Here is an 11605-nt window from a genome sequence, read left to right as displayed (position 1 = left end):
AAAGTTCAAATTAAATCTTAGTTAGAGTATAAAATAGCCCATACCTTAATACTAGGTGTGGGCTATTTGACGCTTACGTTAAAATAAACTTTACCGATTTCGGAGTTGGAACCAATAATTTCTCGGGTTTTTTCCAATAGGAACCCGGGATTTTTTATTCCTTTATCAATACAAATCAATATTATTCCAATAGCTTTTTCATAAAATAATTATCGCCCTAACCCTTGCCATTACAGGGTTTATTCAATATTTCATTCATGATTAATTTCAATAAATCATTCAATACTTTGCAATATTTATTCTTCTTTTCTCTTTCTTCTTTCTAGCATCCAACTCTTTTTTTTAACTCCACTATTTTCGCAAAACTTTATTTTAATTTCGAAAAAAAGGTGAAAAAACAGCCGAAAAAGGTTCGAAAAACGGTCATTTTTGAACAGAAAAAGTGTGAAAATGGGGGTTCCGTAGCAAAACTTTATTTTAACTGAAACGGTGGAATGCGGGTTAGAGGGGTGGGGGTTGGGAGATGTATTTTTTAGTTGTACAGAAATTATCTAATTAAAATATAAATTTGGCAATTAAAATAAACTTTTGCTATTTCGGAGGTCTTCTTAAACAAGTTAGAGATTTATTTTGTTTGATGGTTGCTTCTATTTTTAATTATACTTTTATAAATGGTCAAGAGATCTACTAAAAGTAAATCTCTTGACTATTGTTAATCCTTTTTCCATTCGAATTGTCTCGAAGGTATATGTTTGTTAAAATCAGTTAGTCTAATATCAAAGTATTCCTCTATATCTCGTTTTAAATTTCTTTCTAAGTTAGTAAATTCATTTACTATATATTCTAAATTAAAAACGTTATATAGTTCTTGTTCTGCCCAAATTGATTTTACTCTGGCCATATTTCCACCAAATGGGATTAGTGAAATAATAGCCCCTTCATCATATTCGTCATATTCTAATGTATAATAATGAAACTCTTGGGTGATATTGTACTTTTTATTGGCATTTACCCAATTATATAAGTATTTATAGAACTCTAGGATGGGAAACTCTTCTTGATCAAAATAAATTTTATTGTTTATTTTGATTGTAAATCTTGCAGAGACATTTAGGATTGAATTAACATCCCTTCTCTTTTTATAAGAAATACAATCCTTGCCGCTTGTAAATTCGTAGTTGAAATTTATTTGACTGGATAAGCTGTCCATACTTTACCTGTATAGTCAAATACGACTTTTATTTTAGTTTCCCCTTTAGTTCCAACCTTTTTCCCAACGTTCGCAGTTATGGTAAACGATAATTTATCATAGTTTTCATTAAATGAAATAGTAGGATTTTTTTGTAACGCTTGCTTCACCCAAGATCTGACAGTAGACTGACTTGTTGTATTAAACTTTCTATAATTACCGCCTGCATTGCTCAAATGTTTTTTTGACACTGAAAATTTAGCTACCTTCTTTATTGCATTACTTAATGCAGCTTTCCCAAAAGCACTAACTAACGCTTTCTTTCCATATTTTTTAACTGCCCATTTTACACCTTGTTTAACGACTAGCCCAATAACAGGGATGATTGATGCCTGTGCATCAATAGTATTTATTTCATATAATTCTCCGTTACTTCTATCTATTAAATGCCCCTTAAATTCCTCACCCTCTATTTCGTAAAGGAAGACATCATATATTGTTTCGGTTACCTCACCTGTTTCAGAAGTTGTTTCTTCTGTAACATAAAATTGCCCAGTATCAATATTTATGTATAGCTCTGAATTAATTGAGAGATCATTTGTTTCAAATTCGGTATTTACAGTCATTTCCTCTTTTGAGTTTTCTTCTACTATCATTTCGAAATTATCATTATTAATTCCAAATTCTTCTTCTACGTTTACTTCATATACAACGTTATTATCATTAGTAGATTTTTCTTCAATTGTATGATCAAAATCTAAATTAATTTGTTCTGGGTTTTCCGTGAGAACCTCTTGAGTAAAAGTTAAATCTGTGTTATCTTCCGCAAATACATTTGGAGCATACCCTACAAGACTACTAAACAAGTATATAGCTACAAGTAGCTTAATAAATTTCTTTTTCACTTATTTTCTCCTTTAACTTTTCTTTTTTCAACGTTATAAGTCCATGTCCAAACTTCTCATTATCTCCTATCTGTAAAACGTAATCAGAAATTTTATTTTTAATATTATGCACTCTGTTTTCATCGTCTTCCTTATTTATAATCGAGGCAATTGCACCGGTGGCATAACCAGTAGAGAAAGAGGTACCTGAAAAAGTAGAATACTTGCCTTTATTATTTGTAGATATAATATCGACACCTGGGGCTGTATAATCTATTTTTCCAATAGCTGAATAAGGGTCAAGTTGAAAATTTTTGTCAAAGGAAGATATTGAAAGGACATTTTCATATTGAGCCGGATAATCTACTGTCAGTCCGAGTGTATTTCCAGCGGCAGCAGTGATAATAATATTATCCTTTACTGCTCTATCAATTGATTCTTTTAATCCCTCTTTATCACTCGTAAAACCAAAGCTAATATTAATAATGTCTACATCTTGATTTATGCTCCACTCTATTCCGTCAATTACAGACTCAATTTTTCCTTCGCCTTTATCATTTAGTACTTTTACGTCATAAATGATTACATTCTGTATCACACCGGTGGTCTCAATCCCTCTTGCCGCAATAATCCCCGCTATCGCTGTGCCGTGGCCAAAATCATCTACTATTTTTTCTCCTGGCGTAACCGCATTATATTCTTTAAAAGTTAAATCTTCAAATTCTTTATGTTGCTTATTAATACCACTATCCAGTATTGCAATTTTTACAGGTGCAGTTTCTTTCTGAAAATCAATTCCAACATAGTCAAGAGCCCAATTTTTAATCTTACCTTTTGATTCCGCTTCTCCCTCATTAAAGCTACCAACTTCATTCCTATTCATTATTAGAATGATGAATAGGATAATTAGAGGAAGTAATAAAAATAATTGATATCTTCTAATCTTGTCCATTTCTTTAATACCTTCTAGTTTTGAGACTTAATTACCTAGCAACTAATAAATTGGTACTTATTTTATCAATGCAACACCACCTTTTACTGATTACCATTAAATAATAACAGAAAATGGCAATAATTCAATTACTTGATAAAATATTTCAAACAAAATATTTATGGATATTAAATAAGCTCTCGGAATTTCTAGAACGAACCGAACGCCCGAACTTTATCTGATGGAAATATAATATGGTTGATGGGGATGGTTTTTGTGATATAACGATGGATAGAACGGTGGAAGAAGGTGGAGTTTACTTCTGTTTAAACTAATACGGTAATCCAAATAACACTAGAATATTTAGAGATAGAATTTCAGTCCTAAATAATAAATTGAATATTGCATAATAGTCTTTCTTATATCTATGGGTCTTCAATCTACTATGTCTAACTAAAATAAATATCTCTCAGTAAAAATAAACATTTCCGATTTCAATCCCTATTTTGTTAAAATAAACTTTACCAATTTTGAAATTGGAACCAATAATTTCTTGGTTTTCTTTTAACAGGAACCCGGGATTTTTATGCCTTTTTCAATACCAATCAATATCTTTTCAATAGTTTTTTCATAAGTGAATTATGGTTAAAACCATTGTCATTACTGTGTTTATTGAATATCTAACCATGATTCATTTCAATAAATAATTCAATACTTATCCAATATTTTTATCTTTCCTCTAGCCCTCTTTTTCCACTATCTTTTTTCCGAACAAACGCTACATAACTAGGTTAAGAAATTCAATCAGGTAGTGAAACTGCTTTTGTAGGAAGGTGGAGCGTGACCTTCAAAGACGAATACGTAACCTGGAGGAGGAAAATATACTTTAAAAAGGCTATAGCATCTTCGCAAAAGACCAGAACTAATTGTTAACGATTGCTTTAACTACTTCTTTACCACAGTCTATAGAAGTATTTTTATTGATAGTTAGTGCTGTGTTAAACATAAATTCCCTATAACTGGGGTAAATTAACTCCCAAAGATAGTAAGGGAGGTAATTAGTATGAAAAAAGTGAAACCATTTTTGATTTTAATGACGGTTCTTTCTTGGTTTTCACTTGCTTTTGCGGGCAAGAAATCCATTAAACGATATCTTCCCGTATCTCTTCTTATGGCTATTGTAGTGACCTTGGTTCAATTTATAGCGAAAAAGAGAAAGTGGTGGCTGTGGTATGGAAAAAGACAACCTTCCGTTTTGGCGTCATTTCCTTTTACATGGGGTTCATTCTTTGCCAGTTCTTTATGGATTATGAAATATACTTACGGCAATTTTAAAAGATATATTGGGTTGAATTTAATCTGGCATTTAGCTTTTACGTACGTTGGTGAACCTATCCTTAAAAGGTTTGGTATTGCATCATTGGTGCGTATGAAAAAAATCCAGTTAATGTATGTTTTTATGATATTAGCACTTACTTTATACGGATTTCAAATTGTTAAAGAGAAATCCTCTACCTACAAAAATAGAACAAAGCCTTAGACCGATTAACACTTTACTTAGGCAAGTGAGTAGAACCCACTTAGAATTTACTAAGTGGGTTGTTTGGCCTACAGTATTGCGCATTCTCAAGCTCGTAGGATCTATTATTTAATAGTATGCTCGGATAATCCTTTTTTATTACAGTACCTCTCTCCAATTTTCAGGAAAACCATAATGGGATAGGTCAATAAGTGGGTAACCTTCGTAAATAAGAATAAGATGCTCTTTAACTAAATGAAAATCATTTGAATTAGAAAGTGATTTAAGCACCAAAATATAAGAAAAAAGTTTATTATTTATTAAATTCTCATTTTCAGTTAAAAGTAAGGATTTCTCTTTTCTTGAAAGTCGAGGTTTTCTTGTAAAAAGTCTGTTATACAAACGGCCACCATGCGCACATATATTTCTAAGTATCGTTATACAGTGTAATAGATTCTCAAGTATTTTATGACCATTTGAATACTTAAAACCAAGTTGAAAAGCTATTTTCTTTTTTAATTCTTCATCTAGAATTAGACAATGTCAGGATTTCAACATAGACCCAAAAGGGAAGAATATCATTTTTCTTTTCTTTATGATGTTTGATAAAAGGTTCAGAATCAGTCATTGCGTTTTTTTGAGATGCTGCTTTTCTTGTTATGTAGAGATAGTTATCCACTACTTTAATATTAATCTTATTTTTGTGTACACAATAAAAGTTATTGATATCTAAGTAACCAGTAGGACCGTATTTTTCACAATGAAAGTAGGCAAGCATGGACTTTAAGCGTACTTCAATAACTTCTATAATCGAAAGCATTGTATGACGCATTCGCCGATCTGCTTCATATATTTGAATTAATCTATCTAATGAAGCGCCTTCAGAGAACATGTCGTTATGACGTAATGTGAGTGTATAGCCACTAACACGATAATAGTTGTTATTTAGTAAAAACTCCTTTGCCCTGACGTATTCATCATCTGTTATTATGAATTTACGTGAACGGAGTAATTCTATTTGTTCCTCAATTTATAGAAATGGTTTTGTTTTAGCCATTATTATCTCCTTAAAATAAAAAAAGCCCATCTAGTGTGCATGTCTAGGACAGAGGCCTGTGGGATTTGTTAATTAAAATATACAATGTATAGGGTGTACTGTCAATGATTTATTGAAGAATATTGGGATTGAAAACGTTAGTAAATGGGGACCAACTCAAATTACAGTAAGAATGGTTGATGGTGATAACGAGAATAAATCTCCTTATATTAGGATGAAAAAGATTACCCTTAAAAGTTCTAATAACAGGTTGTTCCTTTTACCAATTATACCCTAGATTATAGGTGGTCATAAAAAATCTTCATTTTTTTCAAACCAAATGAAGGGTAGCTTCGTCTAGGATATATGAGGGGGTGACAACTAGATGAATGAACTAAATCAATTGGCGGTGACAGATGAAATGATGCTGGATGAGAAAGAGCAAATCATTGATCAATTAATGGATGAATATAGTGATGATATCCTGCATCTGGTATATACATATGTTAAAAACCAAGCCACAGCAGAAGATTTAACGCAAGAGATATTTATAAAGTGCTATGAGAAATTACATCAGTTTAATGAGCAGGCAACAATAAAAACTTGGCTATATCGCATTGCGAGTAATCATTGCAAGGACTATTTAAGAAGCTGGTATTATCGCAAAATAATGCTTAGCAATAAAATATTGGATTATATTCCTTCCAAGTCAAAACAGGTGGAAGAGGAGGTTATCACGAATAGTGAAGAAAACAGATTAACGAACGCTGTCATGAATTTACCTCTAAAGTATAGAGAGGTCGTATTTCTGCATTATTATGAAGAAATGTCTTTAAGAGAAATAAGCAAGATTACTACAGTAAATATAAATACAATAAAAACGAGATTAAACCGTGCGAAAGAATTATTAAAAGATAAGATTGTAGAGGAGGATTAGGTGATGAATGATCCATTTATGAACCTAAAGAGTTCGATGAAAAAAACAGTTTTTAAGGATCTTTCTTTCTCAAATGAAAGGAAAAAAGCTGTGCAAGAAGCCATTCGTACGAATCAACAATCACAAATTCATAATTGGAATATAGAAACTATTATAGCTATATTAGAATCTGTTCAACATGAATCAAAGGATGGCTACAATATTTCCATCCAACTTTTTCAAAAAAATGAACGTACTTTCCAAGAAAATGAAGGGCAGCTTTATACACTTTTACATCTATTAGAAAATAAAGAAATCCTTACTTCAAATTGGATAAATAATAAGAAATATTATTCCTTAGATTCCAAAGGAAAAAAATACTTAGCCACTTATAAACAGGATACCTCAAAACAAAAGTTATCCCTTAAACACTTAATACAGGAGGCTTCCTTATGAGTTCTCCCAAATTTGAGGAATATTTAAGTAAAGTCACTTCCAAAGTGAAATCTAAGGAAGCCCACAACATGATAAAAAAAGAGCTTACTCATCATCTTCAAGAGTTAAGTCAAGCTTATAAAAAAAGGGGATTTTCTGAAGAGGATTCAGATGAAAAGGCCATTCAAGAAATGGGTAATCCATTTACTGTAGGAGAGAAATTAAATCCTCTTCATAAACCAAAAATGGATTGGGTTCTTATCGTTTTATTTGTTATTTTTGCTAGTATTAGTTTTCTCCCATTAGTTGGTGGTATTCCTGAAACTTCCTTATCAAGCACTTATTTTATGAGGAGACAGGCTATCTGGTACTTCCTAGCTGTTCCTGTAATTATTGGGTTCCTTTTCTTTGATTACCAAAAATTCAAGAACTGGTGGATGTACTTTTATGCTATCGGCTTGTTGATCCACTTATATCTCCATTTCTTTGGATATATGATCAACGGAGCAAAAAGGTGGGTTCTTCTTCCGGGCCTAACGCTTGATGGCACTATAATGAGCTTATTTTTCTTTTTTATTGCTTGGGCGGGTATTTTTAACAAAATAAATGAGTTTCATAGTTGGAAAAAACAAGGCTTTCTTCTTGTTTTATTTTGGACTCCCATCTTGCTCTATATGATGGTGCCAAACTTTATGGTCGGTATCATTTATTTCTTCTGTGTGCTAGGAATGTTTACATTTGCCCAAGCCCATAAGAAATTGGCTATCAAACTAGTCATTGCAAATCTAATGGCTGGTGTCATCTTCATGATTATGATGATCATGACCCCGCGCCAAGGTTATTTGTTTACTAGATTATCTGCTTTTATGAACCCAGATGCCGATCCAAATGGAGCAGGATATATGTATATGGTCGTAAGGAATATCCTTGCAGAAGCAGGATGGTTCGGTAACGGACTTTATAATAATCTAAATTTACAATTGTTACCAGGATCACATACAGATTTTGCTTTTCCCTTCCTCGTCTATTCACTTGGTTGGGGGGTTGGAATCGTTCTTTGTTTGATCCTACTGATATTTATTTCAAGAATCTCAAAAAATGCGTTTAAAACAAAGGACCTTTATGGGAGGTTGATTGTAATTGGTGGTGCTGTATTATTTTCCGTCCCTACTGCTTGGAACATCTTGATGGGCTTTGGGATCGTGCCAATTATGGAAGTTTCCCTGCCATTTATTAGTTATGGAGGAAGTACGATCGTATTTTATGCTGCTGTTTTAGGGCTAATTTTAAATGTCTATCGAAGAAAGGATATTGTAGAACCCACGATAGCAGATTTTTAAGTAACGCATCATTAGGTGAGGACTCTAGATTAGATTCTAAAACTCCGACGACATCAGAAATGTTACTCAAGATTAAATGTGTTGTCCACGTAAAAGACGCTTTCTTATGAAAGAAAAGCGCCCGATTGTGGAAGACCCTTTTTTATTGAATAGTATCGTTTACTGCGCAACTGAAAAGTTGTTCTTATTAAAAATAAGCGCCCTACAGATCAAAAAGAGATATGAGTTAATCCTTTACATCTTCCTTGTAATTTCACTAACTAGCTGCCAAAACGCGTTGTTTTCTTTATTTTTTGGTCCAAGCCTATTACAATTTTCATATTAAGGCTTGGAATTCCTTTATTTTTCGGATTAAACTCTATTAAATTTTTCAGAGGTAACTACTTATTATGTCGTTTGTTAACTTCAATCGTAATGAACTCCGGCAAATAGCTGGGAGTACATCCTTTTGCTACTATTTCATCTTTGTAAAGCCCCGTTTTCTCACCAAGTTTAATACAACGTTCGCGATTGTCTTCATCATAAACGCCTATCCAGCCTGCGGTGAAATTCATAGCCCATTGAACTTCCGGTTCTTCCTGCGTAATATTAGCTTCTAATGCAGATAGCAAGTCTGCGGTGTTATCAGGCGGTGTTTGTCCAGTCCATCTCAAGCGTCCTTGGTAATACCAGAAAGCTCGCCTTTGAAGAGCAGAAGGACTATTTTCCCATGACTCCATCAATGCAATTTTTTTCTTGTCTTTGGTGAGCTGATTAGCCATTAACCAATCCATTAATTTATTTCGCTCATCAAAAGTGTGAGTCTGCATATCCTTATCAAGCTTATTTAGCACATCTTGTGAAAGAAGTTTTTTGTCCATAATTAAGATTGCTAATAGTCTGGGCAAAAACTCTTCGGTTGACCAAAGTTCCATAGCTAGTTCGTGATCTTTTTTAATTTCTTTCGCGATTTTTCGTAAGTCGCCTAGCTTAGTTTTACTATTGATCTGAGGGAGAATGTTTTCTACTTTTGAAGAGCGTTTTATTTCTGTACCTTTATTTTCATTCATTTTATACAACCCCTTTATTAAAGCACTGTTTTATAATATGTCCTTGGCAGGATAAGTCTCATTGCAGTGGTGTGCCTCCAAAGTTCTATGTGTAAAATAGTTCCCGGGAATTTGAAACAAAATTCTAGAAAAAAAGAAAAGGCGCTCTATCATAAATGTATGCTTAGCCGGCAAATACATTAGAAAGAGGCCTTTTCATGAATACAATTATATCAAAAATTAGCGAATTATTAAAGGATACAAATGAATTTATATTGTGTCAGCTATTCTTAGGAAGATATAATGTGCTAGTTTTGGACGAGCCAACAAACTTTTTGGATGTTTTCTGTATTGAAGCATTGGAACGATTTTTAAAAGGATATGAAGGAACTGTTCTCCTTGTATCGCATGATCGCACTTTTATTGAAAGAGTGGCTGATTGTGTTTATGTTATGAAAGATAAAAAGCTAATGTAATAATGAGGAGCAGGGGAAACTTCTTTTATACTTTTTTCTCCTTGTTTTATTTTTTATCCCCCTGTTAATTTAAAATACCACTTGAACCTCCAGTTACTGGATGTTTTATAATGAATTTATACCTTCGGATGGGAGGAATTTTGATGGAAAGACATAATATGTTTTCCATTGGGGAATTTTCAAGAAAGACAGGAATATCGATCCGAAATTTACGTTACTATGATGAGATAGGTCTCTTAGTACCAGAGAAGCACCCTACATCAGGGCATCGTATGTATAACGATAAAGACGTTTTAACCCTGCAAAAGATTCTCAGTTTAAAATTTCTAGGATACAGCTTGGATAAAATCACTGATTTGAATGAAACATTATCTCTCCACTTAAAAGCCTTAGAAGAGCAAAAAAAACTGATAGAAAAATCAATGAATACGATAAAAAGGGTTATCCATTTACTAAAAGAAGAAGGAGAAGTGGATAGCACTTTATTATTTAGCCTTATTTTGGGTTTACCAACTGAAGATTTACAAAAGGATTGGTTGGAGCGCCATAAATTAACGGATGTTGTGGAAGAGTTGTCAAAGAAATCAGTTGAAGAGAGCATGAATTTAGATAAAACCTTTGTAGAAATGTCTAAAAAAGTAAAACAATTGTATGGTAAACCAATTAAAGACCCAGAAGTACAAGAAATGGTTGAATCGTATATAGAAGAAACTCTTTCATTTCTTGGTGAGGATGTAATGCAAAAGTTAGCCAATGTAAACGTGGAAAAACAGGGTCTACAAGAACTCGAAGAAATGACTCCTTCCCCCTTTACTGAAGATGAGCAGAAATGACTCAGGCTATTGATTATTATATGGTGCAGTCCGAAATGGGAAATATGCAATAGAAGTACAAGGTACCACGGTAACTATTTAGGGGGTGTTTTTAATAAAAAAATACTATTTATCCATTTTGCTCGTGATATTGGTAAGTTTTATGGGAGGGAGTTACTTTATTTTAAGATTAAATAATATTAGTAATGTTATCGTCATTTTAGTAACGTTGACATTACTAATTTTACCTCCAATAAGCATCCATTGGTTACTGATACGACCGAGGTCAATGCCAAAATTATTGGTATATCTTTCATTTATTATTTGTTTAGGAATCTCTTATTTGATAATCCCTCATTCGCACAAGGGATTTTTTAATCAAATATTGATTTGGATTCTACCCATCCTGGAAATAACTATCGTAATTGCAGTTTTCTATAGTATCATTAAAAGCATTATTCGCTATAGGGCAAGTAGTAAAACTAAAGGAAAAGACTTACTTGAAATAACGAGAATGTCACTTGAGCCCAAATTGGGAGATGGGTTTGTTTTAGGTGCAATTTTATCAGAACTAAGCGTCTTCTATTACTCAATTATAGGATGGTTTAAAGAGTCAACTGTGAACAATAATGAAAGGGTTTATTCCTATCATAAGACTTCACAGGTAAACATTATTATAGTCGTATTTTCGATCCTAATAATATTGGAAGGAATATTATTCCACTTTCTTATCCTGTTATGGAGTGATGTTGCCGCATGGGTTTTTACGATCCTAAATATTTACGCCTTGCTTTATATGATAGGGCTATATAATTCTGTGAGATTTTTACCTCATGTTGTTTCTTTTGACCAACTTATCATTCGCTTTGGATATCAAAGCAGTATTAAATTGGATATCAGGAATATAGACTGTATTAAAAAAGCTAAAGATAAAGGTGGAATTGGGGAAAAGGCACCTAAAGAAACATACATGCCATGTTGAATATGGATTCTCCACAGTATGAAATCTTTTTAAAAGAACCTGCTCTAATGGAAAGCT

The 11605-nt window shown here is 32.8% G+C and carries 11 protein-coding genes and 2 pseudogenes; 7 read left to right on the top strand and 6 right to left on the bottom strand.

Going from position 1 to position 11605, the window contains the following annotated elements; all coding sequences use genetic code 11:
• Window positions 1-712: 712 nt before the first annotated feature.
• The 3 genes from KM885_RS07265 to KM885_RS07255 are packed head-to-tail and all read right to left on the bottom strand — an operon-like array spanning window position 713 to window position 3025.
• Window positions 713-1210, bottom strand: coding sequence for a DUF7878 domain-containing protein (locus KM885_RS07265; RefSeq protein WP_047184047.1), 498 nt, complete (start codon window positions 1208-1210; stop codon window positions 713-715).
• Window positions 1186-2094 (bottom strand): SAR2788 family putative toxin, encoded by a 909-nt coding sequence (locus tag KM885_RS07260; RefSeq protein ID WP_052771624.1) that lies wholly within the window; start codon window positions 2092-2094, stop codon window positions 1186-1188. Before KM885_RS07260 ends, KM885_RS07265 begins: the two co-directional genes overlap by 25 nt.
• Window positions 2075-3025, bottom strand: coding sequence for a S8 family peptidase (locus tag KM885_RS07255; protein WP_244986936.1), 951 nt, complete (start codon window positions 3023-3025; stop codon window positions 2075-2077). The genes KM885_RS07260 and KM885_RS07255 overlap by 20 nt, the downstream gene beginning before the upstream one ends.
• A gap of 1042 nt (window positions 3026-4067) precedes the next feature.
• On the opposite strand from KM885_RS07255, the gene KM885_RS07250 reads away from it, so the two are divergent.
• Window positions 4068-4544, top strand: a complete 477-nt coding sequence (locus tag KM885_RS07250) for a hypothetical protein (protein WP_216883724.1) — start codon at window positions 4068-4070, stop codon at window positions 4542-4544.
• Window positions 4545-4682: 138 nt separating this feature from the next.
• Here the strand turns inward: KM885_RS07250 and KM885_RS18250 are convergent, their stop codons facing one another.
• Together KM885_RS18250 and KM885_RS18075 are read right to left on the bottom strand one after the other, a co-directional pair.
• Window positions 4683-5030, bottom strand: a complete 348-nt coding sequence (locus tag KM885_RS18250) for an Abi family protein (protein WP_420874569.1) — start codon at window positions 5028-5030, stop codon at window positions 4683-4685.
• A gap of 16 nt (window positions 5031-5046) precedes the next feature.
• Window positions 5047-5511, bottom strand: a complete 465-nt coding sequence (locus KM885_RS18075; RefSeq protein WP_255449105.1) for an Abi family protein — start codon at window positions 5509-5511, stop codon at window positions 5047-5049.
• Window positions 5512-5944: 433 nt separating this feature from the next.
• Here KM885_RS18075 and KM885_RS07235 point away from each other — a divergent pair, with 433 nt between their 5' ends.
• Genes KM885_RS07235 through KM885_RS07225 form a run of 3 tightly spaced genes read left to right on the top strand, consistent with a single transcriptional unit; the run spans window position 5945 to window position 8250 of the window.
• Window positions 5945-6496: a sigma-70 family RNA polymerase sigma factor gene (locus KM885_RS07235; protein WP_060668743.1), complete on the top strand. Its 552-nt coding sequence runs from the start codon at window positions 5945-5947 to the stop codon at window positions 6494-6496.
• Between the two features lie 3 nt (window positions 6497-6499).
• The gene (locus KM885_RS07230; protein WP_060668744.1) at window positions 6500-6931 is read left to right on the top strand and encodes a PadR family transcriptional regulator; all 432 of its coding nucleotides are present in this window, start codon (window positions 6500-6502) and stop codon (window positions 6929-6931) included.
• A complete protein-coding gene (locus KM885_RS07225; RefSeq protein ID WP_060668745.1) occupies window positions 6928-8250 on the top strand; it encodes an FtsW/RodA/SpoVE family cell cycle protein in 1323 nt (440 codons plus the stop codon). The genes KM885_RS07230 and KM885_RS07225 overlap by 4 nt, the downstream gene beginning before the upstream one ends.
• 380 nt (window positions 8251-8630) lie before the next feature.
• Here KM885_RS07225 and KM885_RS07220 read toward each other — a convergent pair whose 3' ends face one another.
• A complete protein-coding gene (locus KM885_RS07220) occupies window positions 8631-9299 on the bottom strand; it encodes a DNA alkylation repair protein (protein WP_145523520.1) in 669 nt (222 codons plus the stop codon).
• A 251-nt stretch (window positions 9300-9550) separates the two neighbouring features.
• Between KM885_RS07220 and KM885_RS07215 the strand changes: the two are divergent.
• The 3 genes and pseudogenes from KM885_RS07215 to KM885_RS07205 all read left to right on the top strand — a co-directional run.
• Window positions 9551-9754 (top strand): annotated as a pseudogene (locus KM885_RS07215) (P-loop NTPase family protein); the annotation flags it as partial.
• A gap of 143 nt (window positions 9755-9897) precedes the next feature.
• Window positions 9898-10640 (top strand): annotated as a pseudogene (locus KM885_RS07210) (MerR family transcriptional regulator).
• Window positions 10641-10855: 215 nt separating this feature from the next.
• On the top strand, window positions 10856-11548 hold the full coding sequence (locus KM885_RS07205) for a hypothetical protein (protein WP_225344167.1): 693 nt from the start codon (window positions 10856-10858) through the stop codon (window positions 11546-11548).
• Window positions 11549-11605: the final 57 nt, after the last annotated feature.

The organism is Oceanobacillus caeni (assembly GCF_019037185.1).
GTDB lineage: Bacteria > Bacillota > Bacilli > Bacillales > Amphibacillaceae > Oceanobacillus > Oceanobacillus caeni.
This window is presented reverse-complemented; position numbering and strand designations above follow the sequence as displayed.

What these genes read in the sequence shown, in the direction of transcription:
- KM885_RS07220 (WP_145523520.1), bottom strand. Translation starts at nt 9,299, where the DNA reads ATGAATGAAAATAAAGGTACAGAAATAAAACGCTCTTCAAAAGTAGAA.
- KM885_RS07230 (WP_060668744.1), top strand. Translation starts at nt 6,500, where the DNA reads ATGAATGATCCATTTATGAACCTAAAGAGTTCGATGAAAAAAACAGTT.
- KM885_RS07250 (WP_216883724.1), top strand. Translation starts at nt 4,068, where the DNA reads ATGAAAAAAGTGAAACCATTTTTGATTTTAATGACGGTTCTTTCTTGG.
- KM885_RS07265 (WP_047184047.1), bottom strand. Translation starts at nt 1,210, where the DNA reads ATGGACAGCTTATCCAGTCAAATAAATTTCAACTACGAATTTACAAGC.
- KM885_RS07205 (WP_225344167.1), top strand. Translation starts at nt 10,856, where the DNA reads ATGCCAAAATTATTGGTATATCTTTCATTTATTATTTGTTTAGGAATC.
- KM885_RS07235 (WP_060668743.1), top strand. Translation starts at nt 5,945, where the DNA reads ATGAATGAACTAAATCAATTGGCGGTGACAGATGAAATGATGCTGGAT.
- KM885_RS07255 (WP_244986936.1), bottom strand. Translation starts at nt 3,025, where the DNA reads ATGGACAAGATTAGAAGATATCAATTATTTTTATTACTTCCTCTAATT.
- KM885_RS07225 (WP_060668745.1), top strand. Translation starts at nt 6,928, where the DNA reads ATGAGTTCTCCCAAATTTGAGGAATATTTAAGTAAAGTCACTTCCAAA.